The organism is Bradyrhizobium sp. USDA 4538 (assembly GCF_024171045.1).
Lineage (GTDB): Bacteria > Pseudomonadota > Alphaproteobacteria > Rhizobiales > Xanthobacteraceae > Bradyrhizobium > Bradyrhizobium australafricanum.
The window spans coordinates 214,151-239,411 of record NZ_JALJZE010000001.1; the positions used below are offsets into that span (position 1 = coordinate 214,151).

Below are 25,261 nucleotides of genomic sequence, written 5' to 3' on the forward strand. Positions count from 1 at the left end.
TCTCAGGCCCGCACGCGTGCGGTGAAAAGCCCCTCGGGGCGGAAACGGATGAGCACGACGATGGCGAGCAGCACGATCGCCTTGGCCACCGTGTCGTTCTGCAGGAAGGCAATGCCGCCGGAGAGCTCGCCGAGGATGAAGGCGCTCGCCACGGTGCCGGCGAGGCTCTGCACGCCGCCGAGCACCACCACCATGAAGGCATCGACCACATAGCCGGTGCCCATATCGGGCGACACGCTCTTCAGCGGCGACACCAGCGCGCCGGCCAGTCCCGCAAGGCCCGCACCGTAGGCGAAGGTCAGCGCATAGACCCGTTTGGCGTTGATGCCGAACGAGGCAGCGACGGAACGGTCCTGGATGATCGCGCGTAGCTTCATTCCGACCGTGGTGCGGTTCATCAGCAACCAGGTCGCCACGAACAGTGCGATCGACACCACGAACAGGAACACCCGATAGGACGATACCGAGATGCCGAACACGTCCATGCTGTCGGACAGCGCCGGCGGCAGCTGCACGTAGCGCAGTTCGCTGCCGACCATCAGCCGCACCGCCTGCTGCAGCATGATGCCGACGCCCCAGGTCGCAAGGATCGTGTCCAGCGGCCGGTTGTTGAGCAGGCTCAGGACGTAACGCTCAATGACCCAGCCGAACGCGGCGACCACGAAGAAGATCGGCACCAGGCTCGCGAGCAGGCCGAGCCCGAAATAGGTATGGAACACCCAGGCCGCGTAAGCGCCCAGCATCACGAACTCGCCATGGGCGAGATTGATGATGCCCATCGAGCCGTAGATGATCGACAGGCCCAGCGCGACCAGCAGCAGGATCGATCCGATGCTGAGGCCGGTGACGATTTGTTCGATGAATTGGTCCACGTCGGGATCCGCTTTCGATGTTCGCGTTGTGCGCCCTGCCCCTCGCCCCCGTTCGTGCGAGAGGCGGCATTCGTTTCGGGACGCTGGCCGCCGGCGCCGCACGCCGACGGCCTTCGTCAGCCCCCGTCGTCAGCTCTTCTCGACCAGGCCCTTCTCGGTGCACGACTGTCCGGGATAGGCCGCGTAAGGCACCGGCTTCAGCCACTCCTTGGCCTCGACGAGAATCTCGAACTGTCCGTTCGACTTCGCCTGCGCGATCTTGGGCCACAGCCAGGTGTGCAGGTTCTCCGGCTCGATCCGGACCTTGCCCTGCGGTGCAATCACTTCCTGGCCCTTGACCGCGTCGCGGATGTTCGGCGGCGTGAGATCGCTGGTCGCGAGCTTCTCGACCGCCTGCTTGAACAGGTAGGTCTGGAAGTAGCAGGCCTCCGACACGAAATGCGTCACCTTGTCGGCGCCCCAACGCTTCTTGTAAGCCTCGACGAACTTCTCGTTCTCCGGCGACTTGTGCACCATGAAGTAAGGCGCCGAGGTGAAGTGACCGGCGGCCGCCTCGCCGCCCATCGCAGCGACTTCGTTCTCGGAGGTCGTGAGACTCGCCATCGGCATCTTCTCGGGATCGAGGCCGGCCGCCTTGTACTGACGATGCAGCGCGACCACGGAATCGCCGACCACGGTGGAAAAGATCACGTTCGGCTGAGTCGAGCGGATCTTGTTGATGACGGAAGAGAATTCGGAATGGCCGAGCGGCACATATTCTTCCGCCACGACCTCGCCGCCGAGTTTCTCAAGCAGCTTCTTGCAGTAGTTGTTCTCTTCCTTCGGATAGATGTAGTTGGAGCCGATCAGGTAGAACTTCTTGCCGAACTTCTTGACCAGCCAGGGCACGAACTCGTCCTGCTGCTGGTTCGGCACCGCGCCGGTGTAGATGACGTTCTTCGAGCACTCGCGGCCTTCATAGAGCGTCGGATACCAATAGAGATTGTTCTGCCGCTCGAACACCGGGAGCACCGCCTTGCGGCTTGCCGAGGTGTAGGAACCGAACACACTGACGCATTTGTCGCCGACGACGAGCTTGCGAGCCTTCTCCGAGAAGGTCGCCGGATCGGACGCGGGGTCCTCGACGATCGGCACGATCTTGCTGCCCTTGATGCCGCCTGCGGCGTTGATCTCCTCGATGGCGAGCAGCGTCGCCTTGTTGAGCGATTCCTCGATGATCGCGGTCGTTCCCGTCAGCGAGAACAGCACGCCAACCTTGATCTCGCCGCCGGCGGCGTAAGCGAGGTCGGCGTTCTTGATCCAGATGTGCGGCAGTCCGGCGCCGGCAAACGCGCCCAGCGCCGCGGTATTCCTCAGCAAAGTCCGCCGTGAAATGCTCATCCCTAGCTCCCTTCAGGACTGAAAAAACAAAAAGCCCTCCCGATGCGCGCTTACGCGAGCATTGGGAGGGCTTTGTTGCCGGTTGTGTCGAAGGCGGCGCTGTCGCCGCCGGCCCCGCTATTGGGGCCTACTGTTGATGATCGTAGCCAAGCAGTTCGAACGAGTCAACAATCGCCGCGGCGACTGCACTTGCCGACACGCGACGATCCATCGCCTGTCGTCTGATGAAGCCATAGGCTTCGGTTTCCGGCATCTGCCGCGTCGCCATCAGGATCGCCTTGGCGCGCTCCACCGTGCGCATCGAGCGCAGATTGTCATCGAGCTTCTCGATCTTGCTGCGAAGCCGCCGTTCATAACCAAATTGACTGCGCGCCAGCACGAGACTGGACAGCACGGCATTCTGCGTGAACGGCCGCGGCAGCACGGCGTTCGGCGTCGCATGACACAGCGCATCGGCGTGAACGGTTTCCGTCGCCGGCAGGATCACAACCAGCGCCGAGCGCGCGTCGCCGGGAATCCATGGCAGGCGCCGCGCCAGGTCAGGGGAATATTCGCAGTACACCACGTCGGCATCGGCGGGCACGCTCTCCGGCATCGGCCAGACCTGCCGCACCCGCATCCGGAACCGCTGCAACTCGCGCAGCAACATGCCGACCTGATCGTCGACCGGCGCGACCACCACCGCCGACAGATCGGCAAGTTCCTGAACCATGGTCTTGCGTCCGCCGACGTCTCGGCTCAGCGACGGCTTACGCGACATTTCGTTCATTGGACGCTTCCTGCTTGCGTTGCACGACCATATCCGATCAGGAACGGATCCGCATGCACCGGCTCCTTCGACTGGCTGACGACATCGAACTGCCCCTGGCGGTTGGCGCGCCCGATGCGGGTCCAGAGGTCGGTATGACCCGACATCGGGTTGACGGTGACGGCACCTTGCGGTGCATCAAAGCTGGTGCCGAACACCATCGAGCGGAGAACTTCGGTGTCGAGTGAATTGACCTGCTCGAGCGCCTTCGCGAACAGATGCAGCTGGAAATAGGATGCTTCGGCGCACATGTTGGTTGAGATATCGGCGCCGAACCGCTTCTTGAAGCGCTGCACAAACGCATTATTAGCGCTGCCCTCGACGCCCTGGAAATACGATGCGGCCGTGACGTGTCCCTCGCCGACGTCGAAGCCCATGGCGGCAATTTCCGCTTCCGTCGTGGTCAGGCTGGCGATCGGCACCTGCTTTGGATCGAGCCCGACATTCGCATAGGCCTGATAAAGGAACACCGTGCCCTCGCCAACGACGGTCGAGAAGATCACGTCGGGCCTGACACGCTTGATATCCTGGATGATCGGCACAAAATCCTGCCAGCGCGCGTAAACATTGACATAGCGCTCGCCGACCACCGAGCCGCCGTTGCTCTTGAGCAGCTCCCGCATCACCCGGTTGGACTCGCGCGGATAGATGTAGTCGGACCCCACGAAATAGAACCGCGTTCCGAACGTATCCATCAAATAGCGGCACAGCGCGAGGCTGTTCTGGTTCGGCGAGGCGCCGGTGTAGATGACGTTGGGCGACGCCTCGAACCCTTCGTAAAGCGTTGGATACCAGAGCAGACCGTTCAGCCGTTCGACTACCGGCAGCACCGCCTTGCGGCTCGACGAGGTGTAGCAGCCGAAGATCGTGCTGACCTGATCCTCGATCATCAGCCGCTTGGCGTAATGACCATAGGCGGCCGAGTCCGATCCGGGGTCATAGGCAACGGGAACCAGCTCGCGGCCGCAGACGCCGCCCGCTTCATTCACCTCTTCGATCGCGAGTTGCGTGCCCTGATACTGGGTCTCCTCGATGACCGACATGAAGCCGGTTCGCGAGAACAGCACTCCTATCCGCCACGGAGCGGATGTCGTTTGGGTAAGGTTCGACATGATCAGGCCCTCGACAGAATTGGAGGGACGAGAGGGATTATTGTTCTTGTTGCTCTCGAACAGCATTGCCGGCTGCGAAAGATTGCATGCCATCTGCCGCGAGACAAGGACCCTGGCCGCTCATCCTGTCAGCGAAGCTGACGCGAAAGCAGGCAGACTAATGTGTCACCCGCGACGGGTCACAGGCGCAGCGCTCCACGGACCACCTATCTCCGGTAGCTGCACCGCCGATTTCCCGTATCAAGGCATGTCCGGCCGGTCACCTCGCGTACATCAACCGGAAGGTTGAGAGCTGCAACGGGATTGCTCGTTAAGCTGCGCCCCGGTCGGGAGATGCCGCAACTCCCGATCGAGGAGGTCCCATCAGCGCAGGCTGGGCAGATCGAGCCCGTTGGCGCGCGCGCATTCGATCGCCGTGTCATAGCCGGCGTCGGCGTGGCGCATGACGCCCGTCGCCGGGTCGTTCCACAGCACACGCTCCAGTCGGCGCGCCGCCTCCGGCGTGCCGTCAGCGACGATCACCATGCCGGCGTGCTGCGAATAGCCGATGCCGACGCCGCCACCGTGATGCAGCGACACCCAGGTGGCACCGCTCGCGCAGTTGAGCAAGGCGTTGAGCAGCGGCCAGTCGGACACCGCGTCGGAGCCGTCGCGCATCGCCTCGGTCTCGCGGTTCGGGCTCGCCACCGAGCCGCTGTCGAGATGATCGCGGCCGATCACAATCGGCGCCTTGAGCTCGCTGCGCGCCACCATCTCGTTGAAGGCAAGGCCAAGCCGATGGCGGTCGCCAAGCCCGACCCAGCAAATTCGCGCCGGCAGTCCCTGAAACTTGATGCGCGCCTTGGCCATGTCGAGCCAGTTGTGCAGGTGGCTGTCGTTGGGCATCAGCTCCTTAACCTTGGCATCGGTCTTGAAGATGTCCTCGGGATCGCCCGACAGCGCCGCCCAGCGGAACGGTCCGACGCCGCGGCAGAACAGCGGACGGATATAGGCCGGAACGAATCCCGGGAAATCGAACGCCTGCTTCAGGCCCATGTCCTTGGCCATCTGGCGGATGTTGTTGCCGTAATCGAGCGTCGGGATTCCCTGCGCGTGAAAATCCAGCATGGCCTGGACGTGATCGACCATCGAGGTCTTGGCCGCTGTCTCAACGGCCTTCGGATCGGCCGCGCGTTTGGCTTCCCAATCTGCGAGCGTCCATCCCTTGGGCAAATAGCCGTTGATCGGATCATGCGCGCTGGTCTGGTCGGTAACGATGTCCGGGCGCACGCCGCGGCGCACCAGTTCGGGAAAGATCTCGGCCGCATTGCCGAGCAAGCCGACCGACACCGGCTTCTGGCTCTTGACCGCCTCAGCAATGATCGCGAGCGCGTCATCGAGCGTCGCCGCCTGGCGGTCGAGGTAGCCCGTCCGCAGCCGCATCTCGATGCGGCTCGGCTGGCATTCGACCGCGAGCATCGAGGCGCCGGCCATCGTCGCGGCCAGCGGCTGGGCACCGCCCATGCCGCCGAGGCCCGCCGTCAGGATCCATTTGCCGGCGAGACTGCCGCCATAGTGCCGGCGGCCGACCTCGACGAACGTCTCGTAGGTCCCCTGCACGATGCCCTGGCTGCCGATATAGATCCAGGAGCCTGCCGTCATCTGGCCGAACATCATCAGGCCCTGGCGGTCGAGCTCGTTGAAATGATCGAGCGTTGCCCAATGCGGCACCAGGTTGGAATTCGCGATCAGCACGCGCGGCGCGTCGGCATGGGTCCGGAAAATGCCGACCGGCTTGCCGGACTGCACCAGCAGGGTCTGGTCGCCTTCGAGCTTGCGCAAGGACGCGGCAATCCGATCAAAGCTCTCCCAGTCGCGCGCCGCACGGCCGATGCCGCCATAGACCACGAGCTCGCTCGGGCGCTCGGCGACATCAGGGTCCAGATTGTTCATCAGCATGCGCAGCGGTGCTTCCGTCAGCCAGCTCTTGGCGCTGATGTCGGTGCCGCGGGGAGCACGGATGATGCGTTCGTTATCCAGTCGGCGGTTCATGACGGATGTTCCTGCTAAGCAAGTCTTCTAAGTCAGTCTTGGAAATGGATCGGTCGGAAGCACCGCGATCGCAGCGGCGGGCAGCGCGTCGGCTTCGATCAGAGCGGCCGCCCTGGCGAGATCGTCAGCCATGTAGCGGTCGGCGGCGAGCGCCGGAACCTGCTCTCGGAGCGCGGCAATGACCGCAGCGAGCGGCGCGCTCGTTGAATGCGGCGCGCGCAGCGTGATGCCCTGCGCGGCGACCAGCAGCTCGATGCCGAGGATGGCGGCGAGATTGTCGGCCATATCGGACAGCCGGCGCGCGGCATGTGCGGCCATCGAGACGTGATCCTCCTGATTGGCGCTGGTCGGCGTGGAATCGATCGAGCATGGCATCGCGCGCTGCTTGTTCTCGGCATAGAGCGCCGCCGCCGTCACCTCGGCGATCATGAATCCGGAGTTGATGCCGGGCTCGGGCGTCAGGAACGGCGGCAGGCCGAAGTTCAAGGCGGGATCGACGAGGGTCGCGATCCGGCGCTCGCTGGTCGCCCCGATCTCCGAAAGCGCCAGCGCGATCTGGTCGGCGGCGAATGCCACCGGCTCGGCGTGGAAATTGCCGCCTGACACGATCTCGCCGGTCTCGACCAGGACGAGTGGATTGTCGGTGACGGCATTGGCCTCAACGGTCAGCCCGCGGGCGGCCTGCGCAAGCAGGTCGAGCACGGCGCCCGCAACCTGCGGCTGGCAGCGCAGGCAATAGGGATCCTGCACGCGCTCGTCGCCCTCGAGATGCGATTGCCTGATATCGCTGCCGTCAAGCAGCGCGGTCAGGGCGGCGGCCGCAGCGATCTGCCCGTCATGGCCACGCAAAGATTGAATCTCGGGACGAAACGGCACCGTCGACGCCATCGCCGCATCGACCGACAGCGCGCCGGTCACCAGCGCGGCGCACGCCAGGCGATGCGCACGCAGCAGGCCGGAGATGGCGTAGGCGGAGGAAAACTGCGTGCCGTTGATCAGCGCGAGCCCCTCCTTGGGACCGAGCGTCAGCGGCGCGAGGCCGGCGGAGGCAAGCGCTTCGCGGCCCGGCACGGCTTTGCCATCAAGAATTGCCTGTCCCTCCCCGATCATGACCGCGGTCATATGAGCGAGCGGCGCCAGATCGCCGGAGGCACCGACCGAGCCCTGCTGCGGCACCAACGGATAAACGCCGCGCGCCAGCATACCATGCAACTGCTCGATCACTTCGCGGCGCACGCCAGATGCACCGCGACCGAGCGAAATCACTTTCAACGCCATCATCAAACGCACGATCGGCTCGGGCGTGTTCGGACCGACTCCGCAGCAATGCGACAAGATGAGGTTGCGCTGAAGCAGCGCAGTCTGGTCGGGCGCGATGCGCGTCGATGCCAGCTTCCCGAAACCGGTATTGATGCCGTAGACGGGAACGTCGATATGCGCCGCCTTCGCCACGATTTGCGCGGCCGCCTCGACGCGCGGCCAGCACGATAGATCGAGCATGATGGGCGCGCCCGCGAGCACGCGCACCAGGACGTCGAGGCCGACGGTTCCGGGCGTCACGACGACAGGCGCATCCCGATCGCTCATTGCCCCCTCCACACCCGGCTGTGCAGCGGGTTGAAGCCGATGCGGTAGACCAGTTCGGCCGGACGCTCGATGTCCCAGATCGCCAGATCGCACCACTTGCCGGCCTCTAACGTACCGGTCTCGGCGAGCATGCCGAGCGCGCGCGCCCCTTCCCGCGTCACCCCTGTGAGGCATTCGGCGACCGTCATCCGGAACAGCGTTGCGCCCATGTTCATCGCCAGCAGGAGCGAGGTGAGCGGCGAACTGCCGGGATTGCAATCGGTCGCCAGCGCCATGTTCACACCGTGGCTACGGAACAGCTCGACCGGCGGCTTGTGCGTTTCACGAATGAAATAGAACGCGCCGGGCAGCAGGACCGCGACGGTGCCGGCCTTCGCCATCGCCACCGCGCCGGCTTCGTCGGTGCGCTCGAGATGATCGGCCGAGAGCGCCGAGAATTTCGCGGCCAGCGCCGCGCCGCCGAGATTGGACAGCTGATCCGCATGCAGCTTGACCGGCAGTCCGAGCGCACGCGCCGCCTCGAACACCCGTGCCGTCTGCTCTCCGGAAAACGCGATCCCCTCCATGAAGCCGTCGACGGCATCGGCGAGGCCGGCCTTGGCCACGGCCGGCAGCATCTCGTTGCAGACCAGATCGATGTAACCGTCCTTGTCGCCGTTGGCCTCCAACGGCAGCGCATGCGCTCCGAGGAACGACGTGCGGATCGCAACTTGCCGCAGGCGGGCAAGGCTGCGTGCCGCCGCAAGCTGCCGCATCTCGGTCTCGGTATTGAGGCCATAGCCGGACTTGATCTCGACCGTGGTTGCGCCCTCGCCGATCAGCGCGTCGAGCCGCGGCAGCGCGCCGGCGACGAGCTCCGCCTCGGTCGCGTTGCGCGTCGCCGCAACGGTCGAGACGATGCCGCCGCCGGCGCGCGCGATCTCCTCATAGCTCGCGCCCTTCAGGCGCAGCTCGAACTCGTGCGCGCGGTTGCCGCCGAAGACGAGATGGGTGTGGCAATCGACCAGCCCGGGCGTGATCCAGCGGCCGGCACAATCGATCCGTTCAACGGCGTCCGCATCCACAGGAAAGTCCGACGGCACGCCGGCATAGACGATGCGGCCGTCGCGCGCCGCGATCAGGCCTCGCTCGATCTCGCCGAGATCAGTGCGGTCGCTGCGCATCGTGGCGAGCCGGGCGTTGTGCCAGATACGGTCGAAGCGCTCTGCCATGCGATCGTCCCCTCGAGGTGGGATGCTTGACTTATATGTCTAGACATATAATCGTGTCCGGGTTCTGTCCAGCCGGCGTGAAAAAATGACACGACTGCATTTCGCATTCGCGCTGCTGCCTTCGGGCTGGGCCAATGACGTGCAGGTCGTCGTTGTCGATGGCGCGATCGCCTCGGTGACGGCGGGCGTTGCGCCCAGCGCCGGCGACGAACGTCACCAAATGGCGGTTCCGGGATTGGCGAGCCTGCACAGTCACGCGTTTCAGCGCGGCATGGCCGGCCTTGCCGAACTGCGCGGCGACACGACCGATACGTTCTGGACCTGGCGTGAGACGATGTATCGGTTCGCGCTGACCATGACGCCGGACGACGTCACAGCCGTCGCCACCCTGCTCTATGTCGAGATGCTCGAGCGGGGCTTTACCCGTATCGGCGAGTTTCACTATCTGCATCATGATCGGGACGGCGCGCCCTACGCCAATCTCGCCGAGATGGCCGTACGCATCGCAGAGGCCGCCGACGCCTCCGGCATCGGGCTCACGCTGCTGCCGAGTTTCTATGCTCACAGCACGTTCGGCGGCGCCGCACCGCATGCCGGGCAACGTCGCTTCATCTGCTCGGTCGATCAGTTCGCCGCGCTGATGGCCGCCTCGCGCGAGGCAATCCGAAAACTTCCCGGCGCCAACATCGGCATCGCTCCGCATAGCCTGCGCGCCGTGGCGCCGGATGAGCTGGCGGCGATCATCCCGCTTGCCGGGGCGGACCCGATCCACATCCACGCCGCCGAACAGGTGCGCGAGGTGGAGGATTGCCTTGCCTGGTCAGGACAGCGGCCGGTGCAATGGCTGCTCGAACATGCGCCCGTCGATCGACGCTGGTGCCTCATTCACGCGACCCACATGACGGAGCAGGAAGTCAATGCACTCGCCGGCAGCGGCGCGGTTGCCGGCCTTTGCCCCGTCACCGAAGCAAGTCTCGGCGACGGCATCTTCTCGGCGCGCGAATTCCTCGCCGCGGGCGGCCGGTTCGGCATCGGAACCGATTCCAATGTGCTGGTCGGCGTCGCCGACGAACTGCGCCAGCTCGAATACGGTCAGCGGCTGAAACACCGCGAGCGCAATGTGCTCTCGGGGCGTCCCGGCACATCCACCGGCCGCGCCCTGTTCGACCAGACGCTCGCTGGCGGCGCGCAGGCTCTGGCACAGACCAAGGCCGGGCTTGCGCCCGGCGCGCGCGCCGACATCGTCAGCCTCGACACCGCGCATCCGTCCCTCGCGGGACGGTCGGGCGATGCGGTTCTCGACGGCTGGCTGTTTGCAACCGGCAGCGACGCGATCGACTGCGTCTGGGCCGGCGGCGACAAGGTGGTCGCGGGCGGACGGCACCGGCTGCGCGACAAGGCGCGCGAGCGGTTCAATGCGAGCGTGCGGAGGCTCGTCGCATGAGTCTCGCCTCCGACCAGGCCAAGCCCGGCGCGGCGAACAAGCCGACACTCTACAAGCGCATCCGGCTCGACATCGAGACGCGGATCCTGACCGGCGAATGGCCGCCCGGGCATCGCATCCCCTTCGAACACCAGCTGATGGCGCGCTATCGCTGCTCGCGCATGACGGTGAACAAGGCGTTGTCGGAACTGGCGCAGGCCGATTTGATCGAGCGGCGGCGCCGTGCCGGCAGCTTCGTGCGCCGTCCGCAGCATCTGTCGGCGGTGCTCAAGATCGCCGACATCCGCGCCGAGATCACCGCGCTAGGCCGCAGCTATGGCTATCAGCTGATCGATTGCCGGCGCCGTACCGCGACATCGGCCGATCGCGCCCGGCTCGGCGTCAGCACGGCCGGCAAGGTCGTCGCGATCGCCTGCCGGCACAGCGCCGACAATGTGCCGTTCGCCGTCGAGGACAGACTGATCGATCTCTCCACGGTCCCGGAAGCTGCAACCGCGGACTTCGCCCGCGAACCGCCGGGATCATGGCTGCTGCACCACGTGCCGTGGACCGAAGCCGAGCATACGATCAGCGCCGTCGTCGCCGACGACCGCACGGCAAAGGCGCTCGACATCGCGGTCGGCGCGCCCTGCCTCGTGATCGACCGCTACACCTGGCGCAGCGCACGCACGGTGACGGCGGTGCGGCTGCATTATCCAGGCGAGACGCATCGCCTGGTGGCTCGCTTCAAGGGAGGCTGAGGACGCCTTGCGCGGCATATTTCATGCAATGCATCATGGGCCATCGTCCGCCGACATGCTTCATGCGGCAATCCGCCGCGACTGACGTAAGACATCAACTGGGTTCAATCCATCGTTCAAGGGGTCGACAATCATGCGTTCCTTCAAGCTATTGCCCGCAATCGCAGTCTTGCTCGCGTCCACGGGCGCGTTTGCGGATGACGTCAAGGTCGGCATCGGCATCTCCGGATGGACCGGCTTCGCGCCGCTGACGCTCGCCAAGGAGGCCGGCATCTTCAAGAAGAACGGCCTCGACGTGACCTTGAAGAAGATTCCGCAAAAGGACCGCCATCTCGCGATTGCGTCGGGCGACATCCAGTGCGCGGCCACCACGGTCGAGACTTGGATCTCCTGGAACGCCAACGGCGTCGCGACCAAGCAGATCTTCCAGCTCGACAAGAGCTATGGTGCCGACGGCATGGCCGTGCGCAACGACGTCGCCGCGATCAAGGACCTCAAGGGCAAGACCGTCGCGGCATCGGCGCCGGGTACCTCGCCCTATTTCGCGCTGGCCTGGATGCTGAAGAAGAACGGCCTCACGGTGAAGGACGTCACCGTGGTGAATCTGGAGCCCGCCGCCGCGGCGCAGGCCTTCGTCTCCGGCCAGAACGATGCCGCGATGACCTACGAACCCTATCTGTCGACCGTGCGCGCCGCTCCCGACAAGGGCAAGATCATCGCGACCACGCTCGACTACCCGATCGTGATGGATACCTTCGGCTGCACGCCGAAATTCCTGACCGACAATCCGAAAGCTGCGCAGGCGCTGGCCAACAGCTATTTCGAGGCGCTCGACATGATCGCCAAGGACCAGGCCAAGTCCTACGAGATCATGGGCGCTGACGTGAAGCAGACCGGCGAGCAGTTCGGCAACTCGGCAAAGTACCTGCGCTGGCAGGACAAGGCCGCCAACCAGAAATTCTTCGCCGGCGACTTCCTCACCTTCAACAAGGACGCCGCTGAGTTGCTGCTCGAGGTCGGCATCATCAAGGCCGCGCCGAAGGTCGAGGACATCTACGACGCCAGCTTCATCAAGTAACGCAGCAACCCTTTCCACCGGTCCCGCATCGCGACACAGCGGGCGGGACCGGCGCATAAGCTACGCCCGGATCATCTGATGCGTCCTCTCGAGCCCACGACATCGAAGCAGCGCGTGGCCTATGGCCTCGCCTTCCTCGTGCTGTTCGTCGCCCTCTGGTCCTGGGCAACGTTCGGCGGCCACGTGTCGAAGACCTTCCTCGCCAACCCGCTCACCATGGTGCAGGAAGGCTATGAGCTGCTCGCCAAGCAGGGCTTTCTGTTCGACATCGGGATGACGATCTGGCGCGTGATCGGCGGGTTTGTGCTTGCTGCCGTCATCGCGGTGCCGCTCGGCGTTTTGATGGGAGCCTACAAGCCAATCGAGGCCTTTCTCGAGCCGTTTGTGTCCTTTGCGCGCTATCTGCCGGCATCCGCCTTCATCCCGCTGCTGATCCTGTGGGCGGGCATCGGTGAGTTGCAGAAGCTGCTTGTGATCTTCATCGGCGCGGTGTTTCAGATCATCCTGATGGTGGCCGTCACCGTCGGTGCCACAAGGCGCGACCTGGTGGAGGCCGCCTATACGCTCGGCGCCCGCGACCGCGGCATCATCCGCCGCGTGCTGCTGCCCTCCGCTGCGCCCGAGATCGCTGAAATCCTCCGGCTGGTGCTGGGCTGGGCCTGGACCTACGTCATCGTAGCCGAGCTGATCGGCTCGTCATCCGGCATCGGGCACATGATCACCGACAGCCAGGCGCTGCTCAACACCGGCCAGATCATCTTCGGCATCATCGTGATCGGGCTGATCGGCCTGATCTCCGATTTCCTGTTCAAGGCCTTCAACGCCTGGCTGTTCCCCTGGAAGCTCGCATGACCGCGCTCAGGATCGATCAGGTCTCGCGAACCTTCCCCGCTCGTGCCGGCAACGCGCCGACGAGAGCGCTTGAGCCGACCACGCTCGACGTCGGCGACAACGACTTCGTCACCATCCTCGGCCCCTCCGGATGCGGGAAATCCACCCTGCTCCGGATCATCGCCGGGCTCGACCGGCCGACCAGCGGACGGGTCACGCTCGACGGGCGCGAGGTCACCGGCCCCGGCGCCGACCGTGGCATGGTGTTCCAGTCCTACACTCTGTTCCCCTGGCTGACGGTGCGGGAGAATATCGCATTCGGCCTGCGCGAGCGCGGCGTTGCGCAAGAAGAACGCCATGAGATCGCCGACGCGTTCATTCGCCGGGTCGGGCTGTCGGGCTTCGAAAATCACTGGCCCAAGCAGCTGTCAGGCGGCATGCAGCAGCGCACCGCGATCGCCCGGGCACTGGCCAACGATCCGAAGATCCTGCTGCTCGACGAGCCGTTCGGCGCGCTCGACAACCAGACGCGGGCACTGATGCAGGAGATGCTGCTCGGCATCTGGGAGCGCGACCAGAAGACGGTGCTGTTCGTCACCCACGACATCGAGGAAGCGATCTTCCTCGGCAGCCGCGTCATCGTCATGAGCGCGCGGCCCGGCCGCATCAAGGCCGAGATCGCGGTCGACCTGCCGCATCCCCGGTCCTACAAGATCAAGACCACGCCCGAATTCGTCGCCCTGAAGGAGCGGCTGGTGGAAGAGATCCGCACCGAGGCCCTGAAGGTCGCCGAACAGGCCTGAGAGCCTGTTTCTCCGTCATGCCCGGCCTGTGCCGGGCATCCACGTCTTTGCTTCAATCGGACAAGAAAGACGTGGTTGGCCGGGACAAGCCCGGCCATGACGAAGCAGCGCCAGTTGAGGAAAGCCGACGATTGGCTGCGCTGTCAGTGGCTGATCATCCAGGGACGCGCGGTGGGAAACCCCTTGGCGCCGCTCTTGGTCTTGGTCATCAGCCGTGCCGGCTTCTTCCTTCCCGTCGAGCAGCAGCCGCAGCCCGGGCCGTGCGCGGCCTTATATTGATCGAGCGTCTTCGGCGCGTGCCGGCTCTGCTCATTGGTGGCGTGCGCCTTGCGCTTGTCCGAGGGCATGCAGAAGAACGCCGGCGCGGTGAGGATCACGCGCAGCGACGTCGCCTCGCATTGCGGGCAGTCCTGCGGCAGGTCGCATTCCGCCATCGGCCGCATGTCGGTGAACGGGCCGCAGTCGTTGCAGAGATATTCGTAGATCGGCATTTCCTTAATCCTTGCGCAGTCGTGCGTGACATTCGGCGATGGATGCGGGGCGGCCGATACGCAGCCGTCCCGCACCCTTCGCGCAGGGATCACCTAAAGGATCACTTGTCCGGTGAGATCGGCATCTGCACGTCGCCCTTGATGTGCTTGATCGGTCCCGCCGACGACGGCATGACGTCGAAGTCGAAGATCTCCGTCGGCAGCCACAGCGTGGCACAGGCATTCGGCACGTCGACGACGCCGGAGATGTGGCCCTGGCACGGCGCGGTGCCGAGGATCGAGTAGGCCTGGGCGCCGGAGTAGCCGAACTTCTTCAGATATTCGATCGCGTTCAGGCAGGCCTGGCGATAGGCGATGTGGACGTCGAGATAGTGCTGCTTGCCGGCCTCGTCGACCGAGATGCCTTCGAAGATCAGATAGTCCTTGTAGTTCGGCGTGATCGGCGACGGCTTGAACACGGGGTTCTTGATACCGTATTTCGAGACGCCGTCCTTGATGACATCGACCTTGATGTGCAGCCAGCCGGCCATTTCAATGGCGCCGCAGAAGGTGATCTCGCCGTCGCCCTGGCTGAAATGCAGATCGCCCATCGAGAGCCCGCCGCCCGGCACATAAACCGGGAAGTAGATCTTCGAGCCGCGCGACAGATCCTTGATGTCGCAATTGCCGCCATGCTCGCGCGGCGGCACGGTGCGGGCGCCCTCGAGGCCGATCTTGGCCTTGACGTCGCCCTTGGCCCGGCCCGCATGGGCGGTCGGCGCGAACGGCGGGTTGGCGAGGCCCGGCACGCGGGTCGGGTTGGTCGCGATCAGTTCCGCTTCGCGTGCGTTCCATGCGGCAAGCATCTTGGCGTCGGGCAGACAGCCGATCAGGCCGGGATGGATCAAGCCGGCGAAGTTCACGCCGGGAATGTGCCGCGACGAGGTGTAGAGGCCCTTGATGTCCCAGATCGACTTCTGTGCCAGCGGGAAATGGTCGGTGAGGAAGCCGCCGCCATTCTGCTTGGAGAAGAAGCCATTGAAGCCCCACAGGCTCTCCTTCAACGGACCAACGTCGAGCAGGTCGACGACGAGGAGATCGCCGGGCTCGGCGCCCTTGACGCCGATCGGGCCGGACAGGAAGTGCACGATCGACAGATCGATATCGCGCACGTCGTCGGCTGAATCGTTGTTCTTGATGAAGCCGCCGGTCCAGTCGACGGTCTCGATGATGAAGTCGTCGCCGGGGCTGACCCACTCGACGATCGGAACCTCCGGATGCCAGCGGTTATGGATCTTGTCGTTTTCATAGGCCGACTTGCTGAGATCGACCTTGATCAGTGTATCTGGCATCGCATTGCTCCCCTTCGTTTACTGGTGGTTACACAGACAGATATTTCGAGATCTGCGCGGCATCGACGCTGGCGCGCGGATCGTCGCGGACGATCTCGCCGTTCTCGATGACGAGCACGCGGTCGGCGATGTCGAGCGCGAAGCTCAGGACCTGTTCGGAGACCACGATCGACAGCCCGCGCTCGTCGCGGATCCGCTTCAGGGTGCGCGCCATGTCCTTGATGATCGACGGCTGGATGCCTTCGGTCGGCTCGTCCAGCAGCAGCACCTTCGGCTTGGTCGCCAGCGCGCGGGCGATCGCGAGCTGCTGCTGCTGTCCACCCGAGAGATTGCCGCCGCGGCGGCCCTTCATCTCGAGCAGCACCGGAAACAGCTTATAGATGTCGCCCGGTACCTCGGAGCCGCCTGACACCACGAGCCCGGTCTCGATGTTCTCCTTCACCGTCATCGTGGAGAAGATCATGCGACCCTGCGGCACATAGGCGAGCCCCTTCGCGACCCGCTCGTAGCTCTTCATCGCGCCGAGCTCGGTGCCGTCCATGGTCACCTTGCCGCTCTTGGCCGGCAGGATGCCCATCAGCGACTTCATCAGCGTGGTCTTGCCCATGCCGTTGCGGCCCATGATCGCGACGATCTCGTTGGGTGCCACCGAGACGTTGAGGCCGTGCAGCACCTCGCTCTGGCCGTAGGCGACGTGAAGATCATTGATTGCCAGCATCGTCCCAGTTCCTCAGTGGCCCAAATACACTTCGATGACTTTCGGATCGTTCTTGACGTGCTCCATCGTCCCCTCGGACAGGATCTGTCCCTGGTGCAGCACCGTGACCTTGTGCGCGATGTCCTCGACGAACTTCATGTCGTGCTCGATCACCAGCACCGAACGGTCCTTGATGATGCGGTTGAGCAGCTCGGCCGTCTTGGCGCGCTCGGACACGCTCATGCCGGCGACCGGCTCGTCGAGCATTAGGAGGTCCGGGTCCTGGATCAGCAGCATGCCGATCTCGAGCCACTGCTTCTGGCCATGGCTCAACTGGTCGGCATAAGTATTGAGCTTGTCCTTCAGGAAGATCATCTCGGCGACCTCCTCGACCCGCTGCCTGACGGTATCGTCGCGCTGGAAGGTCAACGAGCCGAACACGGTGCGGCCGCGCGGGAAGGAAATCTCGAGGTTCTCGAACACGGTGAGATCCTCGAACACCGACGGCGTCTGGAACTTGCGTCCCACCCCGGCCTGCACGATCTCGTTCTCGCGCAACCTGGTCAGCTCCTGGCCACGGAACTGGATCGAGCCTGACGTCGCCCTGGTCTTGCCGCAGATCAGGTCGAGCACCGTGGTCTTGCCGGCGCCGTTCGGGCCGATGATGACGCGGATCTCGTTCTCCTCGACATAGAAGGAGAGATCGTTCACCGCCTTGAAGCCGTCGAAGGACACAGTGAGACCGGAGACCGCGAGCAGGAAGTCCTTGGGCTGATGGCCGACGAGCATGATGATCCCTCCTCACTCGGCCGGTGCGCCGTCGGCGATCAGGCCGGCCGCCGATTTCGATTTGCGTGATGCCAGCAGGCGATCGATGCGCGGCTGGACGTGGTCCGCCCAGATGCCGGAGAGCCCGTTCGGGAATGCGAGTACGACAGCGATGAACAGCGCGCCGAGGCCGAACAGCCAGAGCTGCGGGAAGGACTCTGAGAGGCTGGTCTTGGCGAAATTGACCAGGAGGGCGCCCCAGACCGCGCCGAAGATCGACATCCGGCCGCCGACCGCGGTGTAGATCACCATCTCGATCGACGGCACGATGCCGACGAAGGATGGCGACATGAAGCCGACCTCGAGCGTGAACATGGCGCCGCCGATCGCAGCAAACACCGCCGCGGCGCAGAACGCGAAGATCTTGAAGTTGGCGACGCTGTAACCGGAGAAGCGCACGCGATCCTCCTGCTCCCGCATTGCCACCAGGATGCGCCCGAGTTTTGTCAGGCGGATGAACTGCGCGACGCAGATGCAGCCGAACAGCAGCACAACCTCGACGAAATACAGAATGAACTTGGCGTGATCGGTGCGGATGTCCCAGCCGTGCAGCGTGCGCAAGTCGGTAATGCCGTTGATGCCGCCGGTGTAGCCTTGCTGCCCGACAATCAGGATAGTGAGGATCGCGGCGATCGCTTGCGTGATGATGGCAAAGTACACGCCGCCGACCCGGCGCTTGAACATCGCGGCACCGATGATCAGCGCGAAGACCGCGGGAACCAGCAAGATCGCAAGCAGCGTGACCGGGAAGCTGTGGAACGGCTTCCAGAAGAAAGGCAGCGAGGTGAGCTGGTTCCAGTCCATGAAGTCGGGGATGCCCGGCGTCGACTGGATCTTGGTGTTCGCGACCGACGACGCCTCGAGCTTGAGGTACATCGCCATGCAGTAGCCGCCGAGGCCGAAGAACACGCCCTGCCCCAGGCTCAGGATGCCGCCATAGCCCCAGCACAGCACGAGGCCGATCCCGACGAAGGCGTAGGTCAAATATTTGGCGACGAGGTTGAGGCGGAAGATATCCAGCGACAGCGGCAGGACGAGAAACAACAGCACCGCGAGCGCAAGGAAGCCGAGCAGTTCGGAGCGATTGAAAAAGCGCGAGTTGATGATCATGACCAGCCTGCTTGTTCTTATTTGCGGACCTTGAGCGCGAAGAGCCCCTGCGGACGCACCATCAGGATCGCGACGATCGTCAGCAGCGTGATCACCTTGGCCATCGATCCGGACAGGAAGAATTCCAGCGTCGATTGGGTCTGCGAGATCGAGAAGGCGGAGGCGATGGTGCCGAACAGCGAAGCCGCACCGCCGAACACGACGACCAGGAAGGTGTCGACGATGTAGAGCTGGCCGGCGGTCGGTCCGGTCGAGCCGATCATGGTGAAGGCCGAGCCGGCGATCCCGGCGATGCCGCAGCCGAGGCCAAAGGTGTAACGATCGACCTTCTCGGTGTTGATGCCGACGGCGCCCGCCATCACGCGGTTCTGCACCACGGCGCGTACCTGCTTGCCCCAGCTTGACCAGAACAGCACATAGGCGACCGCGATCGTGATCAGGATGGTCAGCGCCATCACGAACATGCCGTTGATCGGAATCTGGATGGAGTCGGTCGCCTGCCAGGAGCCCATCATCCATTCCGGCAGTTCGACGCCGACCTCGCGCGCGCCGAAGACCGAACGATAGGCCTGCTGCAGGATCAGGCTGAGGCCCCAGGTCGCCAGCAGCGTGTCGAGCGGACGCTTGTAGAGATGGCGTATCAGCGCCCACTCGACCAGCATGCCGAGCGCGCCTGACGCAATGAACGCGAGGATCATTGCGATGAAGAAGTAACCGGGGAACAGCCAGGGCGCGACGTGCTGCACGGCGTTCGACGTCATCCAGGTGACGTACGCCCCCAGGATCATGAACTCGCCATGGGCCATGTTGATGACGCCCATCTGGCCGAAGATGATGGCAAGCCCCAGCGCCATCAGCACATAGACGGAGAACAGGATGAGCCCGGCAAATCCCTGCATCGCAAGGATGGCGCCGAGATCGCTGATCGAATAGTCGCCGAACATCTGGTCCTCCGTCATTCCAAGGGGCACGCGCCGCCGGTCAAGCGACGCTCGTTCCGTGGCGTGGACGATGACGTCCACGCCACGATGCGTTGTGGAGCTTCGTAGCCCGGGTGAGCGGGTGCGATACCCGGGACGGTCCCGCATATCGCCCCGCTCATGAGGGCTACTGGCTCACTGGTAGCCCTTGGGGAACGGATCCGGCTCGACGAGATCGGCGGTCTCGTAGATCAGCTCATACTGGCCATCGGCCTTGGCGCGTCCGACGCGGGTCTTCGACCAGAGGTGATGGTTCTCGTGGATCCGGACGTAACCTTCCGGCGCGCCCTTGAACTCGACGCCGGGCGACGCCGCCGCCACCTTGTCGATGTCGAAGGAGCCGGCCTTCTCCACCGTCAACTTCCACAGCCACGGGCCGAGATATGCAGCCTGGGTGACGTCTCCGATCACGGTCTTCTCGCCCCACATTTTCTTGAACGCGGGCACGAAGGCCTTGTTGTTCGGATTGTCGAGCGACTGGAAGTACTTCATGCAGGCATAGGCGCCGGCAATGTTCTCGCCGCCGATGCCGTCGATCTCGTCCTCGGTGACCGAGATCGTGAGCAGCGTCTGCTTGGACAAGTCGATGCCGGCCGCCTTGAGCTGCTTGTAGAATGCGACGTTGGAGCCGCCGACGATGATCGCGTAGATCACGTCCGGCTTGGTCAGCTTGATCTTGTTGATGACCGAGTTGAACTGGGTCGAGCCGAGCGGGAAGTATTCCTCGCCGACCACTTTGCAGCCTTGCAGATGGTTCTCGATGTGCTTGCGCGCGATCTTGTTCGAGGTGCGCGGCCAGATGTAGTCCGAGCCGAGCAGGTAGAAGCTCTTGGCGCCCTTGGTCTTGTTGACCCAGTCGAGACCGGCGATGATCTGCTGGGTCGCCTCCTGCCCCGTGTAGATCACGTTCTTGGACTGCTCGAGGCCTTCATAGAAGGTCGGGTAGTACAGCATGCCGTTGTACTGCTCGAACACCGGCAGCACCGCCTTGCGCGAGGCCGAGGTCCAACAGCCCATCACGGCCGCGCATTTGTCGTTGACCAGCAGCTTCTTGGCCTTTTCCGCGAAGGTCGGCCAGTCGCTGGCGCCGTCTTCCTGGATGAACTTGATCTTGCGGCCGAGCACGCCGCCGGCGGCATTGATCTGCTCGATCGCGAGCTTCTCGGCCTCGACCGACCCGGTCTCGGAGATCGCCATGGTGCCGGTGACGGAATGCAGGATGCCGACCGTGACTTCGCTATCGGTGACTGCAAGACCCGTGGTGTTGACCGCAGAGGTTGCAGGAACGTCGGCAAATGCCGGACGGCCCAGCATCGAAACGGCCGGCAATGCCGCCATTCCCATCAAGAGCTTGCGCCGGAGCGGAGACTTCAGGCCTGGTTTTGGTTCGTCTGACATGAGCACCCCATCTGGTTCGAGAACGCTTATTGATCAGGCGAGGATTGCTCACTTTTGTGCAGCGCACTGATACGTGAGATCGCGTATACTGCACCGCAAAATAGCGACGTAGGTTTTTGGTACGGGATTTGCCCGCGATCAGCGCATCGTGGACCAGGAGTTCAAACGAGTGGCAGGGCGGCAGCGGATAGACCGCGTCAGGCGCCAGTACAATCAATGGGTCGCCAACCAGACGCTGGAAGACTACGCGCTGCGCTTCACCGCCAAGAGCGCGCGGCGCTGGTCCGCCGCCCGCGTCGCCAACACCGCGCTCGGCGCGATCTCCTTCCTCGCGCTGGAGGCGATCGGCGGCACCATCACGCTGAACTATGGCGCGATGAATGCCTCCGCCGCGATCCTGGTCGTCAGCGTCATCATCTTCCTCTGCGGGCTGCCGATCGCCTACCATGCCGCGAAAAGCGGCATCGACATCGACCTGCTGACCCGCGGCGCCGGCTTCGGCTATATCGGCTCGACCATCACCTCGCTGATCTACGCCTCCTTCACCTTCATCTTCTTCGCGATCGAGGCGGTGATCCTGGCCAGCGCGCTCGACATGTGCTTCGGCATCCCGCGGCCGATCGGCTATTTGATCAGCGCAGTCGTGATCATTCCGCTGGTTATCTACGGCATCACGCTGATCAGCCGCTTCCAGCTCTGGACCCAGCCGCTGTGGATCATCCTCCACATCATGCCGTTCGCGGCGATCGCCTGGGCCAATCCGCATTCCTTCACCGAGTGGCGCAAATTCGCCGGCGATCACGGCGATCCCGCAGGGAATCTCGACCTGCTGCTGTTCGGCACCGCCGCCTCCGTCGTGTTCGCGCTGGTGGCGCAGATCGGCGAGCAGGTCGACTTCCTGCGCTTTCTGCCGCGCGACCGCCGCACCTCGCGCAAGGCCTGGTGGATCGCGCTGCTGAGCGCCGGTCCCGGCTGGATCGTGCTCGGCGCGCTCAAGCTACTGGCCGGTTCGTTCCTGGCCTTCTTCGCGCTCAGCCACGGCGTCTCGGCCGAGCACGCGGCCGAGCCGGCCAACATGTATCTCGAAGCGTTCCGCTACGTGCTGTCGCAGCCGGATCTGGCAATGGCGCTGACCGGGACGTTCGTGATCCTGTCGCAGGTCAAGATCAACGTCACCAACGCCTATGCCGGCTCGATCGCCTGGTCGAATTTCTTCTCCCGCCTCACCCACTCGCATCCCGGCCGCGTGGTGTGGCTGGTGTTCAATGTCGTCGTCGCGCTGCTGCTGATGGAGATCGGCGTCTACAAGGCGCTGGAGCAGACGCTCGCGCTCTACTCCAACGTCGCGATCGCCTGGGTCGGCGCGCTGGTGGCCGATCTCGTCGTCAACAAGCCGCTCGGCCTGCGGCCGCAGCACATCGAGTTCAAGCGCGCCCATCTCTGCGATATCAATCCGGTCGGCGTCGGCGCGATGACGATCGCCACCGTGGTCTCGATCAGCGCGTTCTACGGCCTGTTCGGCCCGACCGCGAAGGCGCTGTCGGCCTTCGTTGCGCTTGCGGTCGCGTTCGTCACGGCTCCCCTGATCGCCTGGGCCACCGACGGCAAGTACTACATCGCCCGCAAGCCGAAGCGGAGCTGGCAGAACATTGAATCGATCCAGTGCTGTATCTGCGAGCATGCGTTCGAGCCCGAGGACATGGCCTCCTGCCCGGCCTATGCCGGCCCGATCTGCTCACTGTGCTGCTCGCTCGACGCACGCTGCCATGACCTCTGCAAGCCGCATGGCCGGATCGGCGCACAGGTCTCGGACGCGCTGGGCAAGGTGATGCCGCAGCCGATCTACGCCCGCCTCAATTCACAGCTCGGGCATTACCTCGGCGTGTTCGCCGTCTCGGCCGGCCTCGTGGCGCTGGTGCTCGGCCTGATCTACCTGCAGACCACGGCAGCCGTGCATGCCAACGAATTGCTGGCCGACGTGCTCTGGAAGGTGTTCTTTGCGCTGACCCTGATCATCGGCGTCGTCGCCTGGCTGTTCGTGCTGGCGCAACAGAGCCGGCGCGCCGCGGAAGCGGAAACGCGGCGGCAGACCACGCTGCTGATCCAGGAGATCGACGCCCACAAGCGCACCGATGCCGAACTGCAGCGCGCCAAGGAAGTCGCCGAGTCAGCCAATCTCGCCAAGAGCCGGTACGTCGTGGGCCTCAGCCACGAGCTGCGCTCGCCGCTGAATGCGATCTCCGGCTACGCGCAATTGCTGGAGCAGGACGATAGCCTGCAGGTGCGGCCGCGCGAGCAAGTGCGCGTCGTCCGCCGCAGCGCCGATCATCTGTCTGGGCTGATCGACGGCATCCTCGATATCTCCAAGATCGAGGCCGGCCGGCTCTACCTGTCGCGCGACGAAGTGCGGCTGAACGATTTCCTCGAGCAGCTGGTCGGCATGTTCCGCCTGCAAGCCGCAGCAAAAGGCATCGACTTCGTGTTCAAACGGCCGGCCGTGCTGCCCGTCGTGGTCTATGCCGACGAGAAGCGGCTGCGGCAGATCCTGATTAACCTGCTGTCGAACGCGATCAAGTTCACGCAATCCGGCCAGGTGCAGTTCGTGGTGCATTACCGCAGCCCGGTTGCCGAGTTCGAGGTGATCGATACCGGGCCGGGCATCCAGCCCGACGACCTCGAGCGGATCTTCGCGCCGTTCGAGCGCGGCGCACTCGGCGTCACCCAGCCGCAGACCGGCACCGGGCTTGGCCTGACCATCAGCCGCCTGCTCGCGGGTGTGATGGGCGGCGACATCAAGGTTTTGAGCACGGTCGGCACCGGCAGCACCTTCCGCGTCAAGCTGCTGCTGTCGGAGGTCACCAATCCGCGGCGCGATGCGCCGGTCGATGCTCCCGTGTACGGCTATCACGGTCCGCGCAGGACCATCCTGATCACCGACGACGACCCGACCCACCGCGACCTCCTGCGCGAGATCCTGACGCCGCTCGGCTTCATCCTGCTCAGCGCGCCGGACGGACCGGGCTGCCTTGCCCTCGCACAGCATTGCCGGCCGGACCTGTTCCTGCTCGACATCTCGATGGCGGGCATGGACGGCTGGACGGTCGCCGAAACCCTGCGCTCCGAAGGCCATCACCAGGCGCGGATCCTGATGATCTCGGCGAGCGCGCTCGAGGCCCATGGCGCGCCGCTCGCGCAACCATTCCATGACGGCTACCTGATGAAGCCGATCGACATCCCGCGGCTGCTCGAGACCATCCGCCAGTTGCTCAAGATCGAGTGGCAGTATGAGGCCGAGCCGGCCGCGCCTCCGCAATGGAAGCCCGAGAGCGGTTCGCGGCCGCCGGTGAAATATGTCGAAGAGCTGATCAGCCTCGGCCAGCTCGGCTATGTCAGGGCGATCCAGCTCAAGCTCGACGAGATCGGCAATGAGTGTCCCGAACATGCCGATTTCGTCGGCCAGATGCGCACGCTGATCGACCGGTTCGATCTCGATCAATATATGGCGACGTTGAAGACATTGCACAGCTATGACCATTGAACAGAAGAAGCGCGACGTCGCGCTCGTCGTCGACGACTCTCCGGAGACGTTGCGCCTGCTCACCGATGCGCTCGACGGCGCCGGCATGACCGTGATGGTCGCGCTTGACGGCGCCTCCGCGATGCGCATCGTCGAACAGATCACGCCCGATATCGTGCTGCTCGATGCCGTGATGCCCGGCATGGATGGTTTCGAGACCTGCAAGCGGCTGAAGCGCGATGCCGGGCTCGACGGCGTGCCGATCATCTTCATGACGGGTCTCGCCGAAACCGAGCACATCGTGCGCGGGCTGGAGGCCGGCGGCGTCGACTATGTGACGAAGCCGATCGTGGTCGAGGAGATGCTGGCGCGCATCCGGGTCCATCTCGCCAATGCGCGGATGACGCAAAGCGCGCGCGCGGCGCTCGACGTCTCCGGCCGCTATCTGCTCGCCGTGAACAACGCCGGCGCGCTGCTGTGGGCGACGCCGCAGGCACAGCGCCTGCTGTCGGATACGCTCGCCGACGCCGCCGACAATTTCGTGCTGCCGGATCCGATGCCGCAATGGCTCGAGCAGGCGCAGAAAGGCAAGACCGGATCGAAGACCGCGACCATGGCGTCGTTCCCCGGCAACGAGCAGCTTCGGCTACAATATATGGGCAAGCTCGGCCCGAACGAATTCCTGCTGCGGCTCGCCAAGGACACCAGCGGCGACATGCCGGCCGAGTTCTCCAGCGAGCTCGGCCTGACCACCCGGGAGGGCGAGGTGCTGTCCTGGCTCTCCAAGGGCAAGACCAACCGCGACATCGCGCAGATCCTCGGCCTCAGCCCGCGCACCGTCGACAAGCACCTCGAGCAGATCTACGCCAAGCTCGGGGTCGAGAACCGCACCGCCGCCGCCGCGATCGCGGTCAACGCAAGGCATCGCAAATCCTAGCCTGCTGCCTCCACTGCCCCGGGACGCGTCCTGACATGGCCAATCGCGCCAGACCGTGACAGGATAGGCTGACAC

The 25,261-nt window shown here is 64.4% G+C and carries 21 protein-coding genes; 7 read left to right on the forward strand and 14 right to left on the reverse strand.

All coding sequences use genetic code 11. The features are described from left to right. Positions 1 to 2: 2 nt before the first annotated feature. The 7 genes from urtB (J2R78_RS00890) to hutI form a co-directional block, all read right to left on the reverse strand. On the reverse strand, positions 3 to 872 hold the full coding sequence (gene urtB, locus J2R78_RS00890) for an urea ABC transporter permease subunit UrtB (protein ID WP_253609385.1): 870 nt from the start codon (positions 870 to 872) through the stop codon (positions 3 to 5). A 129-nt stretch (positions 873 to 1,001) separates the two neighbouring features. Then, complete coding sequence (locus tag J2R78_RS00895) at positions 1,002 to 2,252, reverse strand: transporter substrate-binding domain-containing protein (protein WP_057015919.1); 1,251 nt, start codon at positions 2,250 to 2,252, stop codon at positions 1,002 to 1,004. Positions 2,253 to 2,379: 127 nt separating this feature from the next. Next, positions 2,380 to 3,021: an ANTAR domain-containing response regulator gene (locus tag J2R78_RS00900; protein WP_016845707.1), complete on the reverse strand. Its 642-nt coding sequence runs from the start codon at positions 3,019 to 3,021 to the stop codon at positions 2,380 to 2,382. Beyond that, positions 3,018 to 4,172: a transporter substrate-binding domain-containing protein gene (locus tag J2R78_RS00905; RefSeq protein ID WP_253609386.1), complete on the reverse strand. Its 1,155-nt coding sequence runs from the start codon at positions 4,170 to 4,172 to the stop codon at positions 3,018 to 3,020. The genes J2R78_RS00900 and J2R78_RS00905 overlap by 4 nt, the downstream gene beginning before the upstream one ends. 363 nt (positions 4,173 to 4,535) lie before the next feature. Further along, positions 4,536 to 6,203, reverse strand: a complete 1,668-nt coding sequence (hutU, locus tag J2R78_RS00910) for a urocanate hydratase (RefSeq protein WP_253609387.1) — start codon at positions 6,201 to 6,203, stop codon at positions 4,536 to 4,538. A gap of 27 nt (positions 6,204 to 6,230) precedes the next feature. Next, entirely contained in the window at positions 6,231 to 7,790 is a 1,560-nt protein-coding gene (gene hutH, locus J2R78_RS00915) for a histidine ammonia-lyase (protein WP_253609388.1), read from the reverse strand. After that, complete coding sequence (hutI, locus tag J2R78_RS00920; protein WP_253609389.1) at positions 7,787 to 9,001, reverse strand: imidazolonepropionase; 1,215 nt, start codon at positions 8,999 to 9,001, stop codon at positions 7,787 to 7,789. Before hutI ends, hutH begins: the two co-directional genes overlap by 4 nt. An 85-nt stretch (positions 9,002 to 9,086) precedes the next feature. Between hutI and J2R78_RS00925 the strand changes: the two genes are divergently transcribed. The 5 genes from J2R78_RS00925 (at position 9,087) to J2R78_RS00945 (ending at position 13,897) form a co-directional block, all read left to right on the forward strand. Then, the gene (locus tag J2R78_RS00925; RefSeq protein WP_253609391.1) at positions 9,087 to 10,445 is read left to right on the forward strand and encodes a formimidoylglutamate deiminase; all 1,359 of its coding nucleotides are present in this window, start codon (positions 9,087 to 9,089) and stop codon (positions 10,443 to 10,445) included. Further along, positions 10,442 to 11,185, forward strand: coding sequence for a histidine utilization repressor (gene hutC, locus J2R78_RS00930; RefSeq protein ID WP_253609392.1), 744 nt, complete (start codon positions 10,442 to 10,444; stop codon positions 11,183 to 11,185). Before J2R78_RS00925 ends, hutC begins: the two co-directional genes overlap by 4 nt. 133 nt (positions 11,186 to 11,318) lie before the next feature. Beyond that, complete coding sequence (locus J2R78_RS00935) at positions 11,319 to 12,263, forward strand: ABC transporter substrate-binding protein (RefSeq protein WP_253609393.1); 945 nt, start codon at positions 11,319 to 11,321, stop codon at positions 12,261 to 12,263. A 78-nt stretch (positions 12,264 to 12,341) separates the two neighbouring features. Continuing rightward, the gene (locus J2R78_RS00940) at positions 12,342 to 13,115 is read left to right on the forward strand and encodes an ABC transporter permease (protein WP_253609394.1); all 774 of its coding nucleotides are present in this window, start codon (positions 12,342 to 12,344) and stop codon (positions 13,113 to 13,115) included. Further along, on the forward strand, positions 13,112 to 13,897 hold the full coding sequence (locus J2R78_RS00945; RefSeq protein WP_253609395.1) for an ABC transporter ATP-binding protein: 786 nt from the start codon (positions 13,112 to 13,114) through the stop codon (positions 13,895 to 13,897). The genes J2R78_RS00940 and J2R78_RS00945 overlap by 4 nt, the downstream gene beginning before the upstream one ends. Before the next feature lie 143 nt (positions 13,898 to 14,040). Here the strand turns inward: J2R78_RS00945 and J2R78_RS00950 are convergent, their stop codons facing one another. The 7 genes from J2R78_RS00950 to urtA all read right to left on the reverse strand — a co-directional run bounded on the left by J2R78_RS00950 (position 14,041) and on the right by urtA (position 20,732). Then, entirely contained in the window at positions 14,041 to 14,388 is a 348-nt protein-coding gene (locus tag J2R78_RS00950) for a zinc ribbon domain-containing protein (protein ID WP_253609396.1), read from the reverse strand. Between the two features lie 101 nt (positions 14,389 to 14,489). Continuing rightward, on the reverse strand, positions 14,490 to 15,719 hold the full coding sequence (gene fmdA / locus J2R78_RS00955; RefSeq protein ID WP_253609397.1) for a formamidase: 1,230 nt from the start codon (positions 15,717 to 15,719) through the stop codon (positions 14,490 to 14,492). Positions 15,720 to 15,747: 28 nt separating this feature from the next. Beyond that, positions 15,748 to 16,437 (reverse strand): urea ABC transporter ATP-binding subunit UrtE, encoded by a 690-nt coding sequence (gene urtE / locus J2R78_RS00960; protein ID WP_253609398.1) that lies wholly within the window; start codon positions 16,435 to 16,437, stop codon positions 15,748 to 15,750. 12 nt (positions 16,438 to 16,449) lie between these two features. After that, a complete protein-coding gene (gene urtD, locus J2R78_RS00965; RefSeq protein WP_057015909.1) occupies positions 16,450 to 17,205 on the reverse strand; it encodes an urea ABC transporter ATP-binding protein UrtD in 756 nt (251 codons plus the stop codon). Between the two features lie 12 nt (positions 17,206 to 17,217). Continuing rightward, on the reverse strand, positions 17,218 to 18,354 hold the full coding sequence (gene urtC, locus J2R78_RS00970) for an urea ABC transporter permease subunit UrtC (RefSeq protein ID WP_092079986.1): 1,137 nt from the start codon (positions 18,352 to 18,354) through the stop codon (positions 17,218 to 17,220). 17 nt (positions 18,355 to 18,371) lie between these two features. After that, complete coding sequence (gene urtB, locus J2R78_RS00975; RefSeq protein ID WP_076833517.1) at positions 18,372 to 19,298, reverse strand: urea ABC transporter permease subunit UrtB; 927 nt, start codon at positions 19,296 to 19,298, stop codon at positions 18,372 to 18,374. 171 nt (positions 19,299 to 19,469) lie between these two features. Continuing rightward, positions 19,470 to 20,732 (reverse strand): urea ABC transporter substrate-binding protein, encoded by a 1,263-nt coding sequence (gene urtA / locus J2R78_RS00980; RefSeq protein ID WP_057015907.1) that lies wholly within the window; start codon positions 20,730 to 20,732, stop codon positions 19,470 to 19,472. Between the two features lie 169 nt (positions 20,733 to 20,901). Between urtA and J2R78_RS00985 the strand changes: the two genes are divergently transcribed. Both J2R78_RS00985 and J2R78_RS00990 read left to right on the forward strand, forming a co-directional pair. Next, positions 20,902 to 24,270 (forward strand): ATP-binding protein, encoded by a 3,369-nt coding sequence (locus tag J2R78_RS00985; RefSeq protein WP_253609399.1) that lies wholly within the window; start codon positions 20,902 to 20,904, stop codon positions 24,268 to 24,270. Beyond that, positions 24,260 to 25,186 carry a response regulator gene (locus tag J2R78_RS00990; protein WP_253609400.1) on the forward strand — a complete coding sequence of 309 codons (927 nt, stop codon included), beginning with the start codon at positions 24,260 to 24,262 and terminating at the stop codon, positions 25,184 to 25,186. The genes J2R78_RS00985 and J2R78_RS00990 overlap by 11 nt, the downstream gene beginning before the upstream one ends. Positions 25,187 to 25,261 lie beyond the last annotated feature (75 nt).